The sequence below is a fragment of the Bradyrhizobium sp. Pha-3 genome (genome assembly GCF_042258615.1).
Classification (GTDB): domain Bacteria; phylum Pseudomonadota; class Alphaproteobacteria; order Rhizobiales; family Xanthobacteraceae; genus Bradyrhizobium.
Map to the genome: position 1 here is coordinate 8,999,227 of NZ_CP170152.1, position 22,693 is coordinate 9,021,919.

Annotated in this window: 19 protein-coding genes; 4 read left to right on the forward strand and 15 right to left on the reverse strand. The window is 64.6% G+C overall.

The annotated features are described in order from the left end of the window. Positions 1 to 47: 47 nt before the first annotated feature. Positions 48 to 1,577 carry a F0F1 ATP synthase subunit alpha gene (gene atpA, locus ACE10Z_RS41985; protein WP_092121635.1) on the reverse strand — a complete coding sequence of 510 codons (1,530 nt, stop codon included), beginning with the start codon at positions 1,575 to 1,577 and terminating at the stop codon, positions 48 to 50. Continuing rightward, complete coding sequence (locus ACE10Z_RS41990) at positions 1,577 to 2,137, reverse strand: F0F1 ATP synthase subunit delta (protein ID WP_375785922.1); 561 nt, start codon at positions 2,135 to 2,137, stop codon at positions 1,577 to 1,579. Before ACE10Z_RS41990 ends, atpA begins: the two co-directional genes overlap by 1 nt. 629 nt (positions 2,138 to 2,766) lie before the next feature. Here ACE10Z_RS41990 and ACE10Z_RS41995 point away from each other — a divergent pair. Beyond that, positions 2,767 to 3,258: a septal ring lytic transglycosylase RlpA family protein gene (locus tag ACE10Z_RS41995; protein ID WP_375785923.1), complete on the forward strand. Its 492-nt coding sequence runs from the start codon at positions 2,767 to 2,769 to the stop codon at positions 3,256 to 3,258. A 102-nt stretch (positions 3,259 to 3,360) separates the two neighbouring features. Here the strand turns inward: ACE10Z_RS41995 and ACE10Z_RS42000 are convergent, their stop codons facing one another. Next, on the reverse strand, positions 3,361 to 5,571 hold the full coding sequence (locus tag ACE10Z_RS42000) for a primosomal protein N' (RefSeq protein ID WP_375785924.1): 2,211 nt from the start codon (positions 5,569 to 5,571) through the stop codon (positions 3,361 to 3,363). A gap of 146 nt (positions 5,572 to 5,717) precedes the next feature. On the opposite strand from ACE10Z_RS42000, the gene ACE10Z_RS42005 reads away from it, so the two are divergent. Both ACE10Z_RS42005 and ACE10Z_RS42010 read left to right on the forward strand, forming a co-directional pair. Then, a complete protein-coding gene (locus ACE10Z_RS42005; protein WP_375785925.1) occupies positions 5,718 to 6,668 on the forward strand; it encodes a tyrosine recombinase XerC in 951 nt (316 codons plus the stop codon). Between the two features lie 157 nt (positions 6,669 to 6,825). Then, the gene (locus ACE10Z_RS42010) at positions 6,826 to 7,416 is read left to right on the forward strand and encodes a DUF4337 domain-containing protein (RefSeq protein ID WP_375785926.1); all 591 of its coding nucleotides are present in this window, start codon (positions 6,826 to 6,828) and stop codon (positions 7,414 to 7,416) included. Between the two features lie 331 nt (positions 7,417 to 7,747). Here ACE10Z_RS42010 and ACE10Z_RS42015 read toward each other — a convergent pair whose 3' ends face one another. The 12 genes from ACE10Z_RS42015 to ACE10Z_RS42070 all read right to left on the reverse strand — a co-directional run bounded on the left by ACE10Z_RS42015 (position 7,748) and on the right by ACE10Z_RS42070 (position 21,915). After that, positions 7,748 to 8,287, reverse strand: coding sequence for a hypothetical protein (locus ACE10Z_RS42015; RefSeq protein WP_375785927.1), 540 nt, complete (start codon positions 8,285 to 8,287; stop codon positions 7,748 to 7,750). A gap of 37 nt (positions 8,288 to 8,324) precedes the next feature. Beyond that, the gene (lpdA, locus tag ACE10Z_RS42020) at positions 8,325 to 9,725 is read right to left on the reverse strand and encodes a dihydrolipoyl dehydrogenase (RefSeq protein ID WP_375785928.1); all 1,401 of its coding nucleotides are present in this window, start codon (positions 9,723 to 9,725) and stop codon (positions 8,325 to 8,327) included. Positions 9,726 to 9,806: 81 nt separating this feature from the next. Next, a complete protein-coding gene (locus tag ACE10Z_RS42025; protein WP_375785929.1) occupies positions 9,807 to 10,556 on the reverse strand; it encodes an SDR family oxidoreductase in 750 nt (249 codons plus the stop codon). A gap of 72 nt (positions 10,557 to 10,628) precedes the next feature. Continuing rightward, on the reverse strand, positions 10,629 to 11,873 hold the full coding sequence (odhB, locus tag ACE10Z_RS42030) for a 2-oxoglutarate dehydrogenase complex dihydrolipoyllysine-residue succinyltransferase (protein ID WP_375785930.1): 1,245 nt from the start codon (positions 11,871 to 11,873) through the stop codon (positions 10,629 to 10,631). A gap of 187 nt (positions 11,874 to 12,060) precedes the next feature. Then, positions 12,061 to 15,021, reverse strand: a complete 2,961-nt coding sequence (locus ACE10Z_RS42035; protein WP_375785931.1) for a 2-oxoglutarate dehydrogenase E1 component — start codon at positions 15,019 to 15,021, stop codon at positions 12,061 to 12,063. 257 nt (positions 15,022 to 15,278) lie between these two features. Further along, a complete protein-coding gene (gene sucD / locus ACE10Z_RS42040) occupies positions 15,279 to 16,160 on the reverse strand; it encodes a succinate--CoA ligase subunit alpha (RefSeq protein WP_092121610.1) in 882 nt (293 codons plus the stop codon). A gap of 37 nt (positions 16,161 to 16,197) precedes the next feature. Further along, complete coding sequence (locus ACE10Z_RS42045; RefSeq protein ID WP_212020024.1) at positions 16,198 to 16,674, reverse strand: DUF1579 family protein; 477 nt, start codon at positions 16,672 to 16,674, stop codon at positions 16,198 to 16,200. 2 nt (positions 16,675 to 16,676) lie between these two features. Next, positions 16,677 to 17,873: an ADP-forming succinate--CoA ligase subunit beta gene (gene sucC, locus ACE10Z_RS42050; protein ID WP_097675922.1), complete on the reverse strand. Its 1,197-nt coding sequence runs from the start codon at positions 17,871 to 17,873 to the stop codon at positions 16,677 to 16,679. Between the two features lie 160 nt (positions 17,874 to 18,033). Continuing rightward, complete coding sequence (gene mdh / locus ACE10Z_RS42055) at positions 18,034 to 19,002, reverse strand: malate dehydrogenase (protein ID WP_092121604.1); 969 nt, start codon at positions 19,000 to 19,002, stop codon at positions 18,034 to 18,036. A 221-nt stretch (positions 19,003 to 19,223) separates the two neighbouring features. Continuing rightward, entirely contained in the window at positions 19,224 to 20,411 is a 1,188-nt protein-coding gene (gene zapE / locus ACE10Z_RS42060) for a cell division protein ZapE (RefSeq protein WP_375785932.1), read from the reverse strand. 141 nt (positions 20,412 to 20,552) lie between these two features. Further along, on the reverse strand, positions 20,553 to 21,089 hold the full coding sequence (thpR, locus tag ACE10Z_RS42065; RefSeq protein WP_375785933.1) for an RNA 2',3'-cyclic phosphodiesterase: 537 nt from the start codon (positions 21,087 to 21,089) through the stop codon (positions 20,553 to 20,555). A gap of 166 nt (positions 21,090 to 21,255) precedes the next feature. After that, a complete protein-coding gene (locus ACE10Z_RS42070; RefSeq protein WP_375790057.1) occupies positions 21,256 to 21,915 on the reverse strand; it encodes an arylesterase in 660 nt (219 codons plus the stop codon). Between the two features lie 55 nt (positions 21,916 to 21,970). Here ACE10Z_RS42070 and ACE10Z_RS42075 point away from each other — a divergent pair, with 55 nt between their 5' ends. Beyond that, the gene (locus tag ACE10Z_RS42075; RefSeq protein WP_375785934.1) at positions 21,971 to 22,690 is read left to right on the forward strand and encodes an ABC transporter ATP-binding protein; all 720 of its coding nucleotides are present in this window, start codon (positions 21,971 to 21,973) and stop codon (positions 22,688 to 22,690) included. The last annotated feature ends 3 nt before the right edge of the window (positions 22,691 to 22,693 follow it).

Sequence of the window (22,693 nt, forward strand, 5' to 3'; positions counted from 1 at the left end):
CTATCGTCCGGCCAACGGCCAGGCGATGCCCTTATGCGAAGGTCTTCTTACGCAAACGTCTTGGCGAAGCCCTCGACCACCGTCTTGAGCTTGGCAGCGGTGTCGTCGGACAGATCGCGGCTGGTGCGGATCGCGTCGAGGATCTCGACGTTCTTGCCGCGCAGCAGCGAGAGCAGGCCGTCCTCGAACGCCTTCACCTTGTTGAGCGGCAGCGGATCGAGGTAGCCGTTGGTGCCGGCCCAGATCACGCAGACCTGCTCTTCCATCTTCAGCGGCGAGAACTGCGGCTGCTTCAGGAGTTCGGTCAGGCGCGAGCCGCGATTGAGCAGGCGCTGGGTCGAGGCGTCGAGGTCGGAGCCGAACTGCGCGAACGCCGCCATTTCGCGGTACTGCGCGAGTTCGCCCTTGATCTTGCCGGCGACCTTCTTGGTTGCCTTGGTCTGCGCGGACGAGCCGACGCGCGACACCGACAGACCGACGTTCACGGCGGGACGGATGCCCTGGAAGAACAGGTCGGTTTCCAGGAATATCTGGCCGTCGGTGATCGAAATCACGTTGGTCGGAATGTAGGCCGACACGTCGTTGGCCTGGGTTTCGATGACCGGCAGCGCCGTCAGCGAGCCCAAGCCATGCTCCTTGTTGAGCTTGGCGGCGCGCTCGAGCAGGCGGGAGTGCAGATAGAACACGTCACCCGGATAGGCTTCGCGGCCCGGCGGGCGGCGCAGCAGCAGCGACATCTGGCGATAGGCGACGGCCTGCTTGGACAAGTCGTCATAGATGATCACGGCGTGCATGCCGTTGTCGCGGAAGTACTCGCCCATGGTGCAGGCAGTGAACGGCGCGATGTACTGCATCGGCGCCGGATCGGACGCGGTGGCAGCGACGATGATCGAGTATTCCAGCGCACCCTGCTCTTCGAGCACCTTGACGAACTGCGCGACGGTGGAACGCTTCTGGCCGATCGCGACATAGACGCAATACAGCTTGAGGTTCTCGTCCGGCTGGGCGTTCAGCGGCTTCTGGTTCAGGATGGTGTCGAGCGCGATCGCGGTCTTGCCGGTCTGACGGTCGCCGATGATCAGCTCGCGCTGGCCGCGGCCGATCGGAATCAGCGCATCGATCGCCTTCAGGCCGGTGGCCATCGGCTCGTTGACCGATTTGCGCGGAATGATGCCGGGCGCCTTGACGTCGACGCGCTTGCGTTCGGTGGCCTGGATCGGGCCCTTGCCGTCGATCGGATTGCCGAGCGCGTCGACGACGCGGCCGAGCAGGCCCTTGCCGATGGGCGCGTCCACGATCGCGCGGGTGCGCTTGACGGTCTGGCCTTCCTTGATCTCGCGGTCGGCGCCGAAAATCACGATACCGACGTTGTCGGTTTCGAGGTTGAGCGCCATGCCGCGCGTGCCGTTCTCGAACTCGACCATTTCACCGGCCTGGACGTTGTCGAGACCGTAGACGCGAGCGATACCGTCACCGACCGACAGCACCTGGCCAACTTCGGTGACTTCGGCTTCCTGGCCGAAATTCTTGATCTGGTCCTTGAGGATCGCAGAAATTTCTGCGGCGCGGATGTCCATCAGCCTGCCTCTTTCATCGCGTTCTTGATCGAATTGAGTTTGGTGCGAAGCGAACTATCCACCATGCGGCTGCCGAGCTTGACCACCAGGCCACCAATAATGGAGGGATCGACCTTCACGTTGAGCGCGACGTCCTTGCCCGTCACTGATTTCAGTGCGGCCTTCAGCCCGTCGAGATTCTTGTCACTGAGCTGCTCGGCGACGGTGACTTCGGCAGTCGCCTCGCCCTTGAACTTCGCCACCAGCGCGCGATAGGCGCGGATCACATCGGCCACGGCGAACAGCCGGCGATTGGCGGTGAGCACCTTGAGGAATTTCGCCGACGTACCGGCGATACCGGCCTTGTCGAGCACCACGGTCAGCGCCTTCAGCTGGGCGTCCGCGGAAAACACCGGACTGCGGACGAGGCGCTTGAGATCGGCGCTCTCGTTGAGCATGGCCTCGAATTTGTCGAGGTCGGCCCTGACTTGATCGACGGATTGCTCGTCGCGCGCCAACTCGAACAAGGCCGTTGCGTAACGACCGGACACTCCCGAAACGGACGGATCTTCAGCAGCCACGTGCTCGCTCTTTTTTGCTGTCAAATTCGCAAGGGAAAAACCGTCGCCACCAAAGCAGCGCCTAGCGATCCAAGCCCTTGGAATTCAAGCGGGACTTCGATTTTCGACCGGCACAGGACGTGCCGGGACCGTTAAAATCGCGGCTTTGCTAACATAGCAATCGCGCAGGTGCAACATGACGGCATCGTGCGAGCCGCCTTGTCGCATGCGGTTTTTGGCGACCGCACCCGGCGGTCGAATCAGAAAAATTCGACGCGCGGAAATTCAGCGCGCAGCCCCCGATTCGCGCCACCGCGGATTTGTTCCATCGAAATTTGCATGGGCCTATGGCCAAACGCGCAAGGAACCCGAAACGCACCGTCGTTTCATTTGGCGATTACTTACGGAAACCTTACCGCTGGCCTACTAATCAGTACTCGTAAGTATATTATTGGTTAAAGATTGGTTAAAGGCCAAGATTACGGAACATCGATTGAATACCCCGAGGCGGTAACAAGATATTTCAGCCCGAGACAATCGGGATTTACTGCCCAATTCGTGCCTCATTGCGAAACCAAACGGCGATGGTCAACGAAGGGACGGGGGTCCACTTGCCGCGTTAGTGGCAATACTGTCTGAGGGTCTTATCAATGCTGAATATCAAGAAGGCGGCGGGCAATGTAACCCGCTCGCGCACGGCGCTTGCGTTTGTAGCCGCAACTATCCTGGTGGGGGGCAGCGTGACGGAGGCGTCCGCGAAGTCCAGGCACCACCATCATCGCCACCACCATCATCACCAGGCCCGCGCCGAAGGTTCGTCCTGGCGCGACGCCAATGCATCGATCCAGCCGTCCGGCGGCCACACGTTTTCGGGGATGGCCTCCTTCTACGGCAGTGAGTCGGGCAGCCGCACCGCTTCCGGCCAGCGCTTCAATCAGAACGCCATGACCGCCGCCCACCGCTCGCTGCCGTTCGGCACCAGGCTCCGCGTCACCCACGGCGGCCGCAGCGTCGTCGTCACCATCAACGATCGTGGCCCGTTCATCCGCGGCCGCGTGCTCGACCTCTCGACCGGCGCAGCCCGCGCCATCGGCCTGACCGGTGCCGGCGTCGGCCGCGTCACCGCCGAGGTCGTCTCGTAAGCGCATCAGTAAGCGTTGCGTTGCGTATCGGCCGCGAGGCCTGCCTCGCGCCAAAAGGCCTGCCGTCGCAAATGACGGCAGGCTTTTTCTTTGCCGGCTCGCCTACAGGAAGCTCTGCGGATCGACGTCGACCTCGAGCTTCAGATTGCCCTTGGTCTTCGGACCTGCCTCCAGCCATTCGCGCAGATATTGCGACAGGTCGACATTGCGCAGCGACTTCACCAGCAGGCGGAAGCGGTAGCGGCCCTTGATGACGGCAAGCGGCGCTTCGGCGGGGCCGAGCACCTGGATCCGCTCGTCGAGCGGCGCGACCGCAGCGAGCTTGCGGGCAAACCCCTCCGCTGTCGGACGATCCCCGGCGGAGACGATCAGGCTCGCCAGCCGGCCGAACGGCGGATAGCCGGTGCGCTCGCGGATATCGATCTCGCTGGCGTAGAACGCCTCGCGATCGTTCGCGATCAGGGCCTTGATGACCGGATGCTCCGGCTGATGGGTCTGCAGATAGCCGACGCCACGGCCCTGCTCGCGGCCGGCACGGCCGACCACCTGGTTCAGCAACTGGAACGTCCGCTCGGCCGCGCGCGGATCGCCGTTGCTCAAGCCGAGATCGGCATCGATGACCCCGACCAGATTGAGCCGCGGGAAGTTGTGTCCCTTGGCCACCAGCTGGGTGCCGATGATGATGTCGACGCGACCCTCGGCAATCTCGTTGAGCTCGCTGCGCATGGTCTCGATCGAGGTGATGAGATCGCTCGACAGCACCATGGTGCGGGCCTCGGGAAAAATGCTGGCGGCCTCCTCCTGCAGGCGCTCGACGCCGGGGCCGACCGCAACCAGCGATTCCTCTGCCGCGCAATGCGGACAAATGTTCGGGCGCGGCATCGAGAAGCCGCAGTGATGACAGACCAGCCGCTGCCGGAAGCGATGATCGACCAGCCAGGCGTCGCAGATCGTGCAGGCGAAGCGGTGGCCGCAGGCGCGGCAGAGCGTCAGCGGCGCATAGCCACGGCGATTGAGGAACAGCAGCGCCTGCTCGCGGCGCTCGATCGCATGGCGAATCTGCTCAGCCAGAACGGGCGAGATGAAGCGGCCGCGCGGCGGCGGCGCACGGCGCATGTCGATCGCCTCGATATGCGGCATGTGCTGGCCGCCGAACCGCGACGGCAGCGCCACGCGCTGGTAGCGCCCCTTGCGCGCATTGACCTCGCTCTCGACCGAGGGCGTGGCCGACGCCAGCACGATCGGGATCTTCGCGATATGGGCGCGGACCACCGCCATGTCGCGCGCGTGATAATGCGCACCGTCATCCTGCTTGTAGGCCTGGTCGTGCTCCTCATCGACGATGATGAGACCGAGATCGGCATAGGGCAGGAACAGCGCCGAGCGGGCGCCGACCACGACCGGCGCCTTGCCCTCGGAAATCGCAGCCCAGTTTCGTGCCCGCGTGCGCGGCGTGAGCTCCGAATGCCATTCCAGCGGCCGCACGCCGAAGCGCTGCGCGAAGCGGTCGAGGAACTGGCCGGTCAGCGCGATTTCCGGCATCAGGATCAGGGTCTGCTTGCCGCGTCGGATATTCTCCGCAATCGCCTCGAAATAGACCTCGGTCTTGCCGGAACCGGTGACGCCGTCGAGCAGTGCGACGTGAAAGCTGCCGCTCGCCGCCAGCGTCCGCATCACGTCGACCGCACTGCGCTGCTCGCGCGAGAAATCCGGCTGCGCGTAGGAAGGATCAGGAATCGGTGGCGGTGCGGGCGGCGGCATCGCCTCGACCGTCAGCGTGCCCTCGTCGACCAGGCCGTCGACCACGCCCGAGCTGACACCGGCCTCCCGCGCCGCCTCGGACTTGCCGTGCAGCAAGCCATCCGACAGCACCTCGATCAGCCGCCGGCGCGCCGGTGTCAGGCGCTGCGGCGGCTCGCCTACGAGGCGCACCCCGAGCCGCATCCGCTCCGGCCCGAGGTTCTCGCCCATCCGCAGCGTCATCCGCAGCACCATGCCGCGCGCCGACAAGGTGTAAGTGGAGACCCAGTCGACGAGCTGGCGCAGCTCGGCCCTGAGCGGCGGAACATCGAGCTTCTCGCTGACGTCCTTGAGCCGGTTGTGCAGCCGCGGATCCGGCCTGGCATTCTCGGCCCACACCACCGCGACGACCTCGCGCGGCCCCAGCGGAACAGAGATCACGTCGCCGGGCACAAGCTCCATGCCGCGCGGCACGCGGTAGGAATAGGTCTGATTCAGCGCGACAGGCACCAGCACGTCGACGACGCGTGTCGTCGATGCGGGGGCTGGGCTGGGGCGCGTGGTGTGGTCCATTGAATCAGAGCTTTGAGCCGGGGCTAGCACCGCTGCGCTCTCTTAGCGAACGGTAAACGAAGGCAGTGCGATATAATCAGGAGATCAGCAGCGCCAATAGCCCTTAAGGACTTGCCGCTCAAGACATGGCCCGGACCGATCAGCCCATGCAACCGCTCGAGCTCGACTGCGCCGACGTGTCGGTCACGCAGGAGATGACGCGCTGGCTGTCGCATCTGCGCGCCGAGCGGCGACTGTCGCCGAAGACGCTCGAGGCCTACGCCCGCGATGTGCGTCAATGCCTGGTCTTCCTGGCCGGGCACTGGGGCACGCGCGTGACGCTTGCGGCATTTTCCGCGCTCGAGGCCAGTGACGTCCGCGCCTTCATGGCGATGCGCCGCGCCGACGAAATCGGCGGGCGATCGCTGATGCGGGCGCTGGCGGGCCTGCGCTCGTTCGGACGTTTCCTGGAACGCGAGGGCAAGGGCAAGGTCGGTGCGCTGTCGGCTATCCGCGCCCCCAAGGTGGCGAAGAGCCTGCCGAAGCCGATCCATATGGAAGCGGCGAAACGCTTTGCCGACGCCGACGAGCGCGCCGGCGAAACCCGCGAGACCTGGATCCTGGTGCGTGACGCCGCCGTGATGGCGCTGCTCTATGGCTCGGGCCTGCGCATCTCCGAAGCATTGGGGCTGAAGCGCCGCGACGTGCCGAAGCCGGGCGAAGGCGACGTGCTGGTCGTCACCGGCAAGGGCAACAAGACCCGCATGGTGCCGGTGCTGCAGAACGTGCTGCAATTGATCGCGGACTATGCGGCGATCTGTCCGCATCAGCTCAGCCCGACCGGGCCGATGTTCGTCGGTGCGCGCGGCGGCCCCTTAAGCCCGCGCATCATCCAGCTCACCATGGAGCGGCTGCGCGGCGCGCTCGGCCTGCCCGACAGCGCAACGCCGCATGCGCTGCGGCACTCCTTCGCCACGCATCTGCTCAGCCGCGGCGGCGATTTGCGCGCGATCCAGGAATTGCTCGGCCACGCATCGCTGTCGACCACGCAGATCTACACCGGCATCGACAGCGAGCGCCTGCTGGAAGTCTATCGCTCCGCGCACCCGCGCGGCTGAACGCGCGGGCCTGAGTTGAAAACAAGGCGCGGGGCCGGCATCAACGCGCCGTTCATCTTGCGCCGTTCATATTCATACGGCTGCCACAAATCGCTCGGCACTTGCCTTGTGCGCCGCATTCAGCAATCGTGGCGCGGTCTCATCCGGAGGGGGAATCATGAGCGCACATGAAAGTATGGAGCAGGCGGAGCATGCCGAGCATGCGTCGGGCGAGAACAGGAAGATCGCCCTCCTGATCGCCGTGATCGCGCTCTGCCTTGCGCTGTCGGAAACGCTCGGCAAGGGCGCCCAGACCGAATCGATCAGCAAGAACGTCGAGGCCTCCAACCTCTGGGCTTTCTTCCAGGCCAAGAGCATCCGCCGCACCGCGGTGCAGACCGCAGCCGAACAGGGCAAGCTGAACCTCGCGACCACCACCGATGAGGCGGCCAAGGCCGCGCTGCAGAAGCAGATCGACGACTGGCAGAAGACCGCGGCACGCTACCGCTCGGAGCCGGAGACCGGCGAGGGCTCGGAGCAACTCTCCGAACGCGCCAAGCACGCCGAGCATGAGCGCGACGAGGCCACCGCGAAATATCATCACTTCGAACTTGCCTCCGCCGCCTTCCAGATCGCCATCGTGCTGGCGTCCGCGACCATCATCACCGGCATCGCCGCGCTGGCCTGGGTGTCCGGCCTGGTGACGCTCGCCGGCGTCGTGATGACCTTGCTCGGCCTGCTCCAGCCGCACCTGCTGCATCTGCATTGAGGCGCACGACTCCCCTGCGCGACCGTCATCCTGAGAGGATGTGAGGCTATATCCTCGTCCACCGCGGTCATCGCCCGGCCTGTGTGCAATTGCGCACATGGACCGGGCGATCCAGTACGCCGCGGCCCCTCGGCTCGAGCACTGCGGTCTCTGGAATACTGGATCACCCGCATGCGCGGGTGATGACACTGAGCAAGCAGAGCAATCACCCCGTCACCCTGAGGAGCCGCGAAGCGGCGTCTCGAAGGGTCGACGGCCCGGCTGGTGGCCGTGCATCCTTCGAGACACGCGCAATGCGCGCTCCTCAGGATGACGGTACAAAAGGTCTTGCTTAGAGAACCTTGCTGGTCTGGTGGACGCTTTTGCGGAAGCGGGCGATCAGGCGCAGCGTCCGTGCCGTCCAGCCGTCACCATCGCCACTGATCATCTCGAGGATGCGCCGCTTGATCGGATCGACCAGCTCGGTGGCCTTGGCGCGCAGCGCCATCACGAAGTTATAAAGCGCCTCGAACCAGGGCATCTCAAGCAGTTTCGACCGTGTCACGTCGAACAGGAATGCGGTGACGCCGACGCCGACGATCTTGGCGAACAGGATCAGCGAGACCGCGCTGAACCAGTACTGGTTCGCCAACAGCCAGAGGCCGACCAGCTTGAGCGGAAACAGCGGGATCAGCGGCACGACGAAGACGATCAGCGTCATCGCCGGCGACAGCGCATCGACCCGGTCGGCAAGCCATTGCTTGAGCGCGCGCAGCGGGATCCACGCCACCACCCGGGCCACGATCGGCTCGACGTGATCCCATAGCCAAGCCTCGATCAGGAAGATGATCGCAAGCAGGACCCAGAACGGCTGAAGCAGGCGGCGCAACATCACTATGATCTCTACCCGGCTCGCGCCGGACGGTTGATCACATATGGATGGCGCGCTTGCCCACCGCAAGCGCGGCTTCCTTGATCGCCTCAGAGCGGGTCGGATGTGCGTGGCAGGTGCGCGCCAGATCCTCGGCCGAACCGCCGAATTCCATCAGGACGCAGGCTTCGTGGATCATTTCGCCGGCTTCCCGGCCGACAATGTGCACGCCGAGCACCCGATCGGTCTTCGCATCTGCGAGAACCTTTACGAAGCCCTCGGTGGTCTGGTTGACCTTGGAGCGGCCGTTCGCGGTGAAGGGGAATTTGCCGACGGTATAAGCGATGCCGGCTTGCTTGAGATCTTCCTCGGTCTTGCCGACCGACGACACTTCCGGCGTGGTATACACAACACCTGGAATGACGTCGTAGTTCACATGGCCGGCCTGGCCCGCGATGATCTCCGCGCAGGCAACGCCCTCGTCTTCCGCCTTGTGCGCAAGCATCGGCCCCGCGACGACGTCGCCGATCGCGTAGATGCCCTTCACATTGGTCGAGAAGTGCGCGTCGATCTCGACGCGGCCGCGATTGTCGAGCGCAACGCCGGCTTCCTTCAACCCGAGGCCCTCGGTGTAGGGCACGCGGCCGATGCACACGAGTACGACGTCGGCTTCGATGGTTTCCGCAGCGCCGCCCGCGGCCGGCTCGACCTTGGCCTGGAGCGTCTTGCCCGAGGTGTCGACCGCTGTGACCTTGGCGCCGAGCTTGAAGGCAAAGCCCTGCTTCTCCAGCAGGCGCTGGAATTGCTTCGCCACCTCGCCGTCCATGCCGGGCAGGATGCGATCGAGGAATTCCACCACGGTGACCTTGGCACCGAGACGATGCCAGACCGAACCGAGCTCGAGCCCGATCACGCCGGCGCCGACGATCAGCAGGCTCGACGGCACCTTCTCCAGCGACAGCGCGCCGGTCGACGACACGATGCGCTTCTCGTCGATCTCGATGCCCTTCAACCGCGCGATGTCCGAGCCCGTCGCGATGACGATGTTCTTGGTCTCGACGGTCTCGGTCTTGCCGTCGTCGGAGACCTCGACCTTGCCGGCGCTGATGATCTTGCCGGTGCCCTTGAGGACGTCGATCTTGTTCTTCTTCATCAGGAACTCGACGCCCTTGACGTTGCCGTCGATGCCCTGCTGCTTGAAGTCCATCATCGCGGGCAGATCGAGCTTCGGCGCGGAGACGCTGACACCCATCTTGGCGAAGGAATGCCCGGCTTCCTCGAACATCTCGGAGGCATGCAGCAGCGCCTTCGACGGCATGCAGCCGACATTGAGGCAGGTGCCGCCCAGCGTCGCGCTCTTCTCGACGACGGCAACCTTCATGCCGAGCTGCGCCGCGCGGATCGCGCAGACGTAACCGCCGGGGCCAGTGCCGATGACGACGAGATCGTAAGAAGCCATGATTGAGGTCCTGTAGCTAAACTCGGTGACAGTTAGGCGGGCGCGCGATCTTGTCGGAAGACCGCTCCCGCTGATCGTGCTCTAGCGACCGCCCGACACGTCGAGGATCGCGCTGGTGACGTAGGAGGCTTCGTCAGAGATCAGCCAGACGATGGCGTTGGCGATCTCGTCCGCGGTGCCGACGCGCTTCATCGGCACCATATGGGCCAGCCGATGGGCGCGATCGGGCTCGCCGCCCGCGGCGTGGATGTCGGTGTCGATCAGTCCGGGCCGGATGCCGGCGACGCGGATGCCTTCACCGGCGACTTCGTAGCCGAGGCCGATCGTGAAGGAATCGATCGCCCCCTTGGAGGCGGCATAGTCGACATAGGTGTTGGGCGCGCCGAGCTTTGCCGCGACCGAGGAGAGGTTGACGATGACGCCGCCTGCACCGCCGTGCTTGGTCGACATCCGCTTCACCGCCTCGCGCGCGCACAGGATGCTGCCGGTGACGTTGACCGCCATCATCTGCTGGATGCGCTCGGCCGACATCTCGTCGACGCGCACACCGCTCTTGCCGACGATACCGGCATTGTTGACGAGCGCGCCGAGCGTGCCGAAGCTATCTGCCGCCTTGAACAGCGCCAGGATGTCCTGCTCGCTGCCGACGTCGCACTTCACCGCGATCGCCTTGCCGTTGCTGGCCTCGATCGCGGCGACGACCTCGTTGGCCGCAGCCTGGTTGGAGGCGTACCCGACCACCACGCGATAGCCGCGCGCTGCAGCCGCAAGTGCGGTGGCGCGGCCAATGCCGCGGCTGCCGCCGGTGATGACAACGACCTTGTCCGTCACATTGATCCCCAAACGTGAGCACCCAACGAATCGCGACGCCCGAGCCGATCGGGCGCCGCGCGCGATATGACCTCAGAGATCCAGCACCAGCCGGGCCGGATCTTCCAGGCTCTCCTTGACGCGCACCAGGAAGGTGACCGCTTCCTTGCCGTCGATGACGCGGTGATCGTAGGACAGCGCCAGATACATCATCGGGCGCACCTCGATCTTGCCGCCGACCACCATAGGCCGCTCCTGGATCTTGTGCATGCCGAGGATGCCGGACTGCGGCGCGTTGAGGATCGGCGTCGACATCAGCGAGCCGTAGATGCCGCCATTGGTGATCGTGAAGGTGCCGCCCTGCATCTCGTCGATCTTGAGCTGACCGTCGCGGGCGCGACGGCCGTAATCGGCGATCGACTTCTCGATCTCGGCGATCGACTTGTGGTCACAGTCGCGCACCACAGGCACCACCAGGCCGCGGTCGGTGCCGACCGCAACGCCGATGTGGTAGTAGTTCTTGTAGATCAGGTCGGAGCCGTCGATCTCGGCGTTGACGGCCGGAATGTCCTTCAGCCCCTGCACCACCGCCTTGGTGAAGAAGCCCATGAAGCCGAGCTTCGAGCCGTGCTTCTTCTCGAACGTATCCTTGTAGAGGGCGCGCAGCTTCATCACCTCGGTCATGTCGACCTCGTTGAAGGTCGTCAGCATCGCGGCGGTGTTCTGCACGTCCTTGAGGCGGCGCGCGATGGTCTGGCGCAGCCGGGTCATCTTCACGCGCTCCTCGCGCGCGGCGTCGTCCGCCGGCGAGGGCGCACGAACCTGCACGGCGGCGGCCGGCTGGTTGACCGGGGTCGGCGCCGAGGCGGCCTTCTCGATCGCGGCCAGCATGTCGCCCTTGGTCACGCGGCCATCCTTGCCCGAGCCCGGAACGGTGGAGGCGTCGACGCCGCTTTCGGCGGACAGCTTGCGCACCGAAGGCGCGAGCGGCGCATCCGCCGGCGGCACCTTGGGCGCGGCAGGGGCCGGTGCGGGAGCGGCGGCAGGCGCCGCGGCGGCAGCCTTGGCCGGAGCGGCGGCTGCAGCCGGCTTGGCCGGAGCCGCGCCGTCATTGATCTGGCCGAGCAGCGCGCCGACGGCGACGGTCTCGCCGTCCTTGGCGATGATCTCGCCCAGCGTGCCGGCGACCGGCGCGGGCACCTCGATGGTGACCTTGTCGGTCTCCAGCTCCACCAACGGCTCGTCCACCGCGACGGCCTCGCCGGCCTTCTTGAACCAGCGGCCGATCGTGGCCTCAGTCACGGATTCACCGAGCGTTGGAACGCGAATTTCAGTCATGATCTTTTCCTCGATAACCTTGCGGTCGCAAAATTGGCAGTCGCAAACCTGGTCCGCCACCGTCCGCCAAAGCGAACGACCCGGTACTCCGTGACGACAGCGGTGAGGCTGGATGACGCGGGATACCGGATGCCCCGCTCCAGTGCGCAATTGCGCACAAGGCGGGGCATGGCTTCAGTGAAGGCCGTTAGTTCAGAGCGTCGTCGAGCAGCGCCTTGAGCTGCGCCAGATGTTTGGACATCAAACCGGTGGCGGTCGCCGCCGATGCCGGACGGCCGGCATAGCGCGGACGCTTGTTGGCGGCGTGGGTCTGGTTGAGCACCCATTCCAGATAGGGCTCGATGAAGTGCCAGGAGCCCATGTTGCGGGGCTCTTCCTGGCACCAGACCACCTCGGCACCCTTGAAGCGGCCGAGCTCCTGCACCAGCGCCTTCAGCGGCACCGGGTACAACTGCTCGATGCGCATCAGATAGATGTCGTCGATGCCGCGCTTCTCGCGCTCCTCGTACAGGTCGTAATAGACCTTGCCGGAGCACAGCACGACGCGACGGATCTTGTCGTCCGGCACCAGCTTGATCTTCTCGTCCGGCAGCATCTGCGCGTCATCGTACAGGATGCGGTGGAAGGTCGCGTTCTTGCCGAGCTCGTCGAGCCGCGACACGGCGCGCTTGTGACGCAGCAGCGACTTCGGCGTCATCAGGATCAGCGGCTTGCGGATTTCGCGATGCAGCTGGCGCCGCAGCACATGGAAGTAGTTCGCAGGCGTGGTCGGATTGACCACCTGCATGTTGTCCTCGGCACACATCTGCAAATAACGCTCGAGGCGCGCGGAGGAGTGCTCCGGTCCCTGCCCCTCATAGCCATGCGGCAGCAGGCAGACGAGACCCGACATGCGCAGCCATTTGCGTTCACCCGAGGAGATGAACTGGTCGAACACCACCTGGGCGCCATTGGCGAAGTCGCCGAACTGGGCTTCCCAGAGCGCCAGCGCATTCGGCTCGGCCAGCGAGTAGCCGTACTCGAAGCCGAGCACCGCCTCTTCCGACAGCAGCGAGTTGATGACCTCGTAATGGCCGGTGTCCTCGCCGCCGAGATGGTTGAACGGCGTGTAGCGGCTCTCGTCCTCCTGATCGATCAGGACCGAATGGCGCTGCGAGAAGGTGCCGCGCTCGGAATCCTGGCCGGACAGGCGCACATGATGGCCCTCCTGCAGCAGCGTGCAGAACGCCAGCGCCTCGCCGGTCGCCCAGTCGATGCCGACGCCGGTGTCGATCGCCTTGGCGCGATTGTCGAGGAAGCGCTGAATGGTGCGGTGGGCGCGGAAGCCGTCCGGCACCCTGGTGATCTTGCGGCCGATCTCCTTGAGCACGGCGACATCGACACCGGTGACGCCGCGGCGCGCGTCTTCTTCCTGATCGGCCGACTTGAAGCCGGCCCATTTGCCGTCGAGCCAGTCGGCCTTGTTCGGCTTGTAGCCCGAGCCGGCTTCGAGCTCGGCATCGAGCCGTGCGCGCCAATCGGCCTTGGCCTTCTCGACCTCGCCCTCGGTCAATACGCCGTCGGCGACCAGCCGCTTGGCGTAGATCTCCAGCGTCGACGGATGCGAGGCGATCCGCTTGTACATCACCGGCTGGGTGAACGCCGGCTCATCGCCCTCGTTGTGGCCGTGACGCCGGTAGCAGAACATGTCGATGACGACCGGCTTGTGGAATTTCTGCCGGAACTCGATCGCGACCTTGGCCGCGAACACCACGGCCTCCGGATCGTCGCCATTCACATGGAAGATCGGCGCATCGATCATCTTCGCGACGTCGGACGGATAGGGCGACGAACGCGAGTAGCGCGGATAGGTGGTGAAGCCGATCTGGTTGTTGACGATGAAGTGCAGCGAGCCGCCGGTGCGGTAGCCCTTCAGGTCGGACAGGCTGAAGCATTCCGCCACCACGCCCTGGCCCGCGAACGCCGCGTCGCCGTGCATCAAGAGCGGCAGGACCGAGATGCGCATGTCCGGCGGATCGCCGTGCTGATCCTGCTTGGCGCGCACCTTGCCCATCACGACGGGATCGACGATCTCGAGATGCGACGGGTTGGCGGTCAGCGATAGATGGATGTTGTTGCCGTCGAACTCGCGGTCCGAGGACGCGCCGAGGTGATACTTGACGTCACCGGAGCCCTCGACATCGTCGGGATTGGCCGAGCCGCCCTTGAACTCATGGAACAGCGCGCGGTGCGACTTGCCCATCACCTGGGTCAGCACGTTGAGGCGGCCGCGATGCGGCATGCCGAACACGATCTCCTTCACGCCGAGATTGCCGCCGCGCTTGATGATCTGTTCCAGCGCCGGGATCAGCGATTCGCCGCCGTCGAGGCCGAAGCGCTTGGTGCCGGTGAATTTGGTGTCGCAGAACTTCTCGAAGCCGTCGGCCTCGATCAGCTTGTTGAGGATCGCGCGGCGCCCCTCGGGCGTAAAGCTGATCTCCTTGTCCGGACCTTCGATGCGCTCCTGGATCCACGCCTTCTGCGCGGCATTCGAGATGTGCATGAACTCGACGCCGAGCGTCTGGCAGTAGGTGCGCTCGCAGATCTGGACGATCTCGCGCAGCGTGCCGTATTCGAGGCCGAGCACGTGGTCGAGGAAGATCTTGCGATCGAAGTCGGCCTCGCTGAAGCCGTAGGAGCGCGGATCCAGCTCCTCGCGGTCGCGCGGCGCCTCGATGCCGAGCGGATCGAGCTTGGCATGGAAATGACCGCGCATGCGGTAAGCGCGGATCAGCATCAGCGCGCGAACCGAATCGCGGGTGGCCTGATGCACGTCGGCGTCAGATAGCTCGGCGCCCTTGGCCTGCGCCTTGGCGGCGAGCTTGGTGCCGACCGCCTTCTCGACCTGGGCCCAGTTGCCGTCGAGCGCCGAGGTCAGCTCGTCACGCGGCGTCACCGGCCAGTTGGCGCGGCCCCACGAGGCGCCGTCGGCGTTCTTCTGGACGTCGGCTGGGGCGTCCTTCAGGCTCTTGAAGAAATCCTGCCATTCGGCGTCGACCGACGACGGGTCCTGCTCGTACCGGGCGTAGAGGTCGTCGATGTAAGCGGCGTTGGTGCCCTGCAGGAATGATGAGAGTGCAAAAGCGGCGTTCGCGTCTTGGCGAGACATGGGGCAGTCCTGGTGATTTATTTCGGTTCGCGCGTAGGAGACGGCGCTGGTGCCGGTCTGGAAGTGCGCCGGCTGGATTGATACCCTTTACCCTATCTAGGACAGATATTCCTGCCTAAAAGAACCAAGAAATGAACTTATTTTCATATTTTATTGATCGGCATTCTGGCTGCAAAGTGCAATAAAAAGGCGGGTTCCCCAAGGAGAACCCGCCCAAAACTACGCCAAACCCCGAAGGGAACTTTGCCCGACGGCGGTTACTTCAGCATCTCGGCGAGCGTGTGCCCGAGGCGCGCCGGCGACGGCGACACCTTGATGCCGGCGGCTTCCATCGCCGCGGTCTTGGAACCGGCATCGCCCTTGCCGCCGGAGATGATCGCGCCGGCATGACCCATGCGGCGGCCGGGAGGTGCGGTGACACCGGCGATGAAGCCGACCATCGGCTTCTTGCGGCCGCGCTTGGCCTCGTCCTTCAGGAACTGGGCGGCATCTTCCTCGGCGGAGCCGCCGATTTCGCCGATCATGACGATCGACTTGGTCTTCTCGTCGGCCAGGAACATCTCCAGCACGTCGATGAACTCGGTGCCCTTGACCGGGTCGCCGCCGATGCCGACCGCCGTGGTCTGGCCGAGACCCTCCTGGGTGGTCTGGAACACCGCCTCATAGGTCAGGGTGCCGGAGCGGGAGACGATGCCGACCGAGCCGGGCTTGAAGATGTTGGCCGGCATGATGCCGATCTTGCACTCGCCGGCGGTCATCACACCGGGGCAATTCGGCCCGATCAGTCGCGACTTCGAACCCGACAGCGAGCGCTTGACGCGCACCATGTCGAGCACCGGAATGCCCTCGGTGATGCAGACGATCAGCGGGATCTCGGCATCGATCGCCTCGCAGATCGCGTCCGCCGCGCCCGGCGGCGGGACGTAGACCACGCTGGCGTCGGCGCCGGTCTTCGCGCGCGCGTCCGCGACGGTGTCGAACACCGGCAGGTTGAGATGCGTCGAGCCGCCTTTGCCCGGCGCCACACCGCCGACCATCTTGGTGCCGTAAGCGATCGCCGCTTCCGAATGGAACGTGCCGTTCTTGCCGGTGAAGCCCTGGCAGATGACCTTGGTGTTCTTGTCGATCAGAATGGACATGGTTCGAGATGCTTTCGCGAGACGATCGGTGAAGGGTTCAGTGGATACGCCGGTACACGCCGGTGAGCACGTCGGCCCACCCTTCCGCGTCAGGCGAGAATTGGATCTTCATGTTGTAGGTGTTGTCGTCGACGACCTCGTAGACATGACGCGCATTGCCGCGCAGCGAGCCGCGCACCAGGATCAGCGACTTGCCCGCCCAGCCGCCGGACGCCGGCGACGGAGGGTAGTAGCCGAGTGAATCGTGCCAGAACAATCGGTAGGCCCGATCCTCGCGGTCGTAGGTGAAGACGCCGTGGGTGGCGAAGCTCTCCTTGCCGTCGCGGGTCTGCACGCTGTCCTGGATCAGGTAGAAACCGTTGAGCGCGATGCGCGCGACGACATGCGAGGTAGCCGGACCGCCGGCGGTCCAGCGCGACGGATAGACCATCTCTTCGCCGTTCCACTCGCCCGCGAAAACCGCGAGCTTGCGGTGTTCGTCCAGCGGGGTCGGAGCGTCGAGATGATCGGCCATCGTTAGCCTCCCTTGACGGCTTTCACGATCTTCTGCGCGGCATCATCGAGATTGTCGGCGGGCACGACGTTGAGGCCGCTCTCGCGGATGATCTTCTTGCCCTGCTCGACATTGGTGCCTTCGAGGCGCACCACCAGCGGCACCTTGAGGCCGACCTGCTTCACCGCGGCGACCACGCCCTCGGCGATCACGTCGCACTTCATGATGCCGCCGAAGATGTTGACCAGGATGCCCTTCACGTTCGGATCGGCGGTGATGATCTTGAACGCCGCTGCGACCTTCTCGACGCTGGCGCCGCCGCCGACGTCGAGGAAGTTCGCCGGCTCCATGCCGTAGAGCTTGATGATGTCCATCGTCGCCATGGCGAGGCCGGCGCCGTTGACCATGCAGCCGATCGTGCCGTCGAGCGCGACATAGTTGAGGTCATATTTCGACGCCTCGATCTCCTTGGCGTCCTCCTCGGACTCGTCGCGCAGCGCGACCACATCCGGATGACGGTAGAGCGCGTTGCTGTCGAACGACACCTTGGCGTCGAGCACGCGGAGCTGGCCCTGCTTGGTGACGACGAGCGGGTTGATCTCGAGCATCGCCATGTCCTTGGCGGCGAACGCTGCATAGAGCTGGCCGGTCAGCTTCTCGGCCTGCTTGGCGAGATCGCCCTTCAGCTTCAGCGCCTCGGCAACCGTGCGGCCGTGGTGAGGCATGATGCCGGTGGCGGGATCGACCGAGAACGAGACGATCTTTTCCGGGGTCGAATGCGCGACGTCCTCGATGTTGACGCCGCCTTCGGTCGACACCACGAAGGAAATCTCGGAGGTCTCGCGATTGACCAGGATCGAGAGATAGAACTCCTTGTCGATGTCGGAGCCTTCCTCGATGTAGAGGCGGTTGACCTGCTTGCCGTGCGGGCCGGTCTGCACCGTGACCAGCGTCGCGCCGAGCATCTGCTTGGCGAACTCGTCGACTTCGGCAACCGACTTGGCGATGCGGACACCGCCCTTGTCGCCGGCGGATGCCTCCTTGAACTTGCCCTTGCCGCGACCGCCGGCATGGATCTGGCTCTTCACCACCCAGATCGGGCCGGGGAGCTGCTTTGCCGCCGCGTCGGCATCTTCCGGCTTCAGCACCGGCACGCCGCGCGAGATCGGCACGCCGAATTCATGCAGCAGAGCCTTGGCCTGGTATTCGTGGATATTCATGGAAAGACGCTCCCAAACCCTCGTGCGGCGAACTTCAAGTCAGCCTTGATGCTGGTATACCATATACCAAAGCTCGCGCAACTACAAAATCCGCCGGAATTTCATCACCTTGTACCCGACAGGCGATTGAAATCGCCTATCGGGCCATTGCCGATTGAGATTACTTGCCGAGCAGATCGGGCGCGATCTTCTTGCAGGCGTCGACCAGGCCCTGCACCGCGCCGACCGACTTGTCGAAGGCTTCGCGGTCCTTGCCGGCGAGCTCGATCTCGACGATGCGCTCGACACCCTTGGAGCCGATCACGGTGGGCACGCCGACATACATGTCCTTCACGCCGTATTCGCCGTTGAGATAGGCGGCGCAGGGCAGCACGCGCTTCTTGTCCCTCAGATAGCTCTCGGCCATCTGGATCGCGGACGCCGCCGGCGCGTAGAAGGCCGAGCCGGTCTTGAGCAGGTTGACGATCTCGGCGCCGCCGTTGCGGGTACGGTCGACGATCTCATCGATGCGGGCCTGCGAGGTCCAGCCCATCTTGACGAGGTCGGGCAGCGGAATGCCGGCGACGGTCGAGTAGCGGGTCAGCGGCACCATGGTGTCGCCGTGGCCGCCGAGCACGAAGGCGGTGACGTCTTCGACCGAGACGTTGAATTCGTCGGCCAAGAAATAGCGGAAGCGCGCGGAGTCGAGCACGCCGGCCATGCCGACCACCTTCTTGTGCGGCAGGCCCGAAGCCTTCTGCAGCGCCCAGACCATCGCATCCAGCGGGTTGGTGATGCAGATGACGAAGGCGTCGGGCGCGTACTTCTTGATGCCGGCGCCGACCTGCTCCATGACCTTGAGGTTGATGGACAGGAGATCGTCGCGGCTCATGCCGGGCTTGCGCGGCACGCCGGCGGTGACGATGCAGACCTTGGCGCCGTCGAGCGCTTCATAGGAGTTGGCGCCGACCAGGTTGGAGTCGAAGCCGTCGACCGGCGACGACTGCGCGATGTCGAGCGCTTTGCCCTGCGGCACGCCCTCGGCGATATCGAACAGCACGACGTCTCCGAGTTCCTTGAGGCCAACGAGGTGCGCCAGCGTTCCGCCGATCTGTCCGGAGCCAATCAGTGCAATCTTGTCGCGTGCCATGGGAAATCAGTCCTTTGAACTGGTGCAGGAGGGAGGGAAGTCGGTTGCAAGGGTGGTTATCCCTTTCGAATGATCCATTCAAGTCGCGGCCTGCCCGATTGCGGGCCGTGCCTGCAATTCGGTCAGGCATGCCAGCGACATCCGCCGGGAGACACGAAAAGTTGCTCCGAACCGGACCGCGCGCAAGACCGAATTTCGAGACCGAATTTCGAGGCTGAATTTCAGGTCTCGACCAGGCCGGTCGAGGCGCCGCTGGCCGAGGAGTCCTTGCGGCCGTGCGGCAGCGCCAAATAGGATTCCGAGCTCATCTCAATCAGGCGCGAGGCCGTGCGCTTGAACTCCATCGCCTCGATGCCGTCGGTCGCAAGGTACAGCGACACCGGATCGGCCTCGGCCGAGGCCATCAGCTTCACGGCATTGTCATAGAGCGTGTCGATCAGCGAGATGAAGCGCTTGGCGGCGTTGCGCTCGGCGTAATCCATCACCGGAATATGGTCGATCAGGATCGTATGGTAGTCGTGCGCCAGCCTGAGGTAATCGGACGCGGCAAGCGGCTTCTCGCAGATATCGGCAAAGCCAAAGCGCGCGACGCCATGCGACGAGCACGGCACAGTCAGCAAACGCTTTTTGATCTCGATAAGGCGCGTCTTGCACGGCGCGTTGCCGGTCATCTTGCGCCACGCCGTATTGAGCACATCGCGAGCCGCGTCATCCGCGGGCACCAGCCACATCTTCACGCCGACGAGCTTCTCGAGCCGGAAGTCGGTGCGCGCATCGAGCCGCAGCACATCCATGTGGTCGGAGATCTGCGCGATGAACGGCAGGAACAGCGCGCGATTGAGACCGCCCTTGTAGAGATCGTCAGGCGCGACGTTCGAGGTCGCGACCACGACGGTGCCGAGGTCGAACAGCTTTGCGAACAGCCGCCCGAGGATCATCGCATCTGCGATGTCGGTGACGTGGAATTCGTCGAAGCAGAGCAGCCAGGCTTCGTCGAAGATCGCCTGCGCGGTGAGCGCGATCACGTCGCCGTCTGCGATCTCGCCGCGCGCGATCTGCTGGCGGTAGCCGTAGATGCGCTCATGCGCCTCGGCCATGAATTCGTGGAAATGCGCGCGGCGCTTGTGCTCGACCGGGCTCTGCTGGAAGAACAGGTCCATCAGCATGGTCTTGCCGCGGCCGACCTCGCCATGGACGTAGAGGCCGCGCGGCGGCTTGTCGTCCTTGTCGCCGCCGAACAGCCGTCCGAGCAGGCTCTGCTTGCGCTGCGGCTTGTAGCTCGCGAGCCGCTCGTCCAGCGCGCCGAATGCTTCGGCGGCGCCGGCCTGCGCGGGATCGGCCTCGATCGCGCCGGAGGCGACCAGGGCTTTGTAGTGTTCGAGAAAGGAACTCGGCGAGGTGGACAGCATGGGTCCACCTTACGGCCCTAGTGCGCGGAAAATTGCAAGCCGTGAATTGTGCCAATGGGGTATGCAAGCGCAAGCCCTTGCATACCCCGGCCGACCGCACCGGCCGCTGCCTGACACCTCAAGCCGCGATCCCAAGAAACCTCACGCGCAGAGCGCGTAGGAATCCTCGACCACGTAAGGGCCGCCGCCTGTCGACGCGCGCGACGAGAACAGCACGAAGCGGTCCGCCATGAAGGTGCGGCTCGGGAAGTAGCCGCGCACGGACAGATAATCCGCGACGTCCTGGCTCGATGCGTCATGCAAACGCGCGAGCGTGACATGGGGCGTGAATTTCCTGCCCTCGGGATCGAGCCCCATCCGCTGCATCATCCGCTCGAGCTCGGCCTGCAGTTCGATCAGCGGCCGACTGGGCTCGACGGCGGCAACCACCGCGCGCGGCTTGCGTCCACCGAAGCTCGACAGGCCCCGCAATTTGACCTCGAACGGTTTTCGGTTCACCCGAAACAGCATCGTTGCGATCTCGTTGGCCCAGAGACCATCGATGTCGCCGATGAAGCGCAGCGTGACGTGATAATTTTCGGGATCGATCCAGCGTGCGCCGGGAAGGCCGCCACGCAAGCTGGACAGGGTTTGGCCGATCTCGGCCGGAATTTCCAGACCAGTGAACAGACGCGGCATCGCAATAATCCTCGATGCTTGGCGCGGGTTTTGGGAGCCCGCCCCTGTAACAAGCCCGGTGACGAATCACCGATGCCTATTTGTACCCGAGATATGTGACTCTGCGAAGCATGACCCGTTAACGGCTCGTAAACCTACGGGCATAACACGGCCCGCTGCCTGCGTTTCAACTGCGTTGCCCTGATAATGCGCCGAGAAATGCCTCCACCGTGGGCAGCATGTTCTTCACGACGATGTCCACACCTTCCGCCGTCGGATGCATGCCGTCGGCCTGATTGAGCTTGGCGTCGGCAGCCACGCCATCGAGGAAGAACGGATAGAGCGGCACGCCAAGGGACTTCGAGAGATCCGGATAGATCGCGTTGAACTTCGCTGCATAGTCACCGCCATAGTTCGGCGGCGCGAGCATGCCGCACAAGAGCACGGCGATCTTGCGCGCCTGCAACTTTGTGATGATGTCGGTGAGCGCGGCACGCGTGACCGCGGGATCGATGCCGCGCAGCGCATCGTTGGCGCCGAGCTCGACGATCACGGCGTCAGTTCCGTCAGCCACCGACCAGTCGAGCCGCTCGCGGCCCCCTGAGGCGGTATCCCCGGATACCCCGGCATTGGTCATACTGACCGTTATCCCCTTGGCTTCCAAGGCTTTTTGCAGCCGGACCGGAAATGCCGCCGCCGCCGGAAGGCCGTAACCGGCGCTCAGGGAATCGCCCAGAACCACCATCTTGATCGGTTTCGCCGAACCTTGTGCCGGACCATTCTCCGGTCCCGGCGTCTGCGCACTTGCCGCCGTCATCAAGCCCATAAGCAACACGAGTATGTGCACGAAGATTCTCAACCGGCCCTCGACCGCAGCAGCGGAAGTGCCATATGACCGAACCATGGACAGTCTCATCGAATCCTCTTCACTGACCGACGTCGAGCCGGACACCATTGCCGTCAAGAACGTCAATCTCTCGCTCGGCACCGGCGCGGCACGGGTCCATATCCTCAAGGATATCAGCCTTCGTGTGGCAGCGGGTGAGGCCATCGGCCTGATCGGCCCGTCGGGTTCGGGCAAGTCGACCTTGCTGATGGTGATGGCGGGGCTTGAACGTCCTGACGGTGGAGAGGTGGTCGTCAACGGCACCTCGTTCAATGCCCTCGACGAAGATGCGCTGGCGCGCTTCCGCGGCCGCCAGGTCGGCATCGTCTTCCAGTCGTTCCATCTGATCCCGACCATGACGGCGCTGGAGAACGTCGCCGTGCCGCTCGAGCTCGCCGGCAATCCCGATGCCGCCGCGCGCGCCGCGCAGGAACTGCAATCGGTGGGGCTCGGCGAACGGCTGCATCACTATCCGACGCAGCTTTCCGGCGGCGAGCAGCAGCGCGTCGCGATCGCACGCGCGCTCGCACCCGATCCCGCGATCCTGGTTGCCGACGAGCCGACCGGAAATCTCGACGAGACGACGGGAAAGCAGATCATCGACCTGCTCTTCACCAAGCACGCCGAGCGCGGCATGACGCTGGTGCTGGTGACGCACGACCTCTCGCTCGCGCAGCGCTGCGATCGTGTGGTGCGGCTGCGCTCCGGCCGCATCGACGGACAATCAACTACATGAGAT

Excerpts from the sequence above, each read along its gene's own strand:
- mdh (WP_092121604.1), bottom strand. The coding sequence starts at position 19,002 with ATGGCACGCGACAAGATTGCACTGATTGGCTCCGGACAGATCGGCGGA.
- atpA (WP_092121635.1), bottom strand. The coding sequence starts at position 1,577 with ATGGACATCCGCGCCGCAGAAATTTCTGCGATCCTCAAGGACCAGATC.
- ACE10Z_RS42045 (WP_212020024.1), bottom strand. The coding sequence starts at position 16,674 with ATGGCCGATCATCTCGACGCTCCGACCCCGCTGGACGAACACCGCAAG.
- odhB (WP_375785930.1), bottom strand. The coding sequence starts at position 11,873 with ATGACTGAAATTCGCGTTCCAACGCTCGGTGAATCCGTGACTGAGGCC.
- ACE10Z_RS42075 (WP_375785934.1), top strand. The coding sequence starts at position 21,971 with ATGGACAGTCTCATCGAATCCTCTTCACTGACCGACGTCGAGCCGGAC.
- thpR (WP_375785933.1), bottom strand. The coding sequence starts at position 21,089 with ATGCCGCGTCTGTTCACTGGTCTGGAAATTCCGGCCGAGATCGGCCAA.
- sucC (WP_097675922.1), bottom strand. The coding sequence starts at position 17,873 with ATGAATATCCACGAATACCAGGCCAAGGCTCTGCTGCATGAATTCGGC.
- ACE10Z_RS41995 (WP_375785923.1), top strand. The coding sequence starts at position 2,767 with ATGCTGAATATCAAGAAGGCGGCGGGCAATGTAACCCGCTCGCGCACG.
- ACE10Z_RS42010 (WP_375785926.1), top strand. The coding sequence starts at position 6,826 with ATGAGCGCACATGAAAGTATGGAGCAGGCGGAGCATGCCGAGCATGCG.
- lpdA (WP_375785928.1), bottom strand. The coding sequence starts at position 9,725 with ATGGCTTCTTACGATCTCGTCGTCATCGGCACTGGCCCCGGCGGTTAC.
- sucD (WP_092121610.1), bottom strand. The coding sequence starts at position 16,160 with ATGTCCATTCTGATCGACAAGAACACCAAGGTCATCTGCCAGGGCTTC.
- ACE10Z_RS42005 (WP_375785925.1), top strand. The coding sequence starts at position 5,718 with ATGCAACCGCTCGAGCTCGACTGCGCCGACGTGTCGGTCACGCAGGAG.
- zapE (WP_375785932.1), bottom strand. The coding sequence starts at position 20,411 with ATGCTGTCCACCTCGCCGAGTTCCTTTCTCGAACACTACAAAGCCCTG.
- ACE10Z_RS42015 (WP_375785927.1), bottom strand. The coding sequence starts at position 8,287 with ATGTTGCGCCGCCTGCTTCAGCCGTTCTGGGTCCTGCTTGCGATCATC.
- ACE10Z_RS42000 (WP_375785924.1), bottom strand. The coding sequence starts at position 5,571 with ATGGACCACACCACGCGCCCCAGCCCAGCCCCCGCATCGACGACACGC.
- ACE10Z_RS42035 (WP_375785931.1), bottom strand. The coding sequence starts at position 15,021 with ATGTCTCGCCAAGACGCGAACGCCGCTTTTGCACTCTCATCATTCCTG.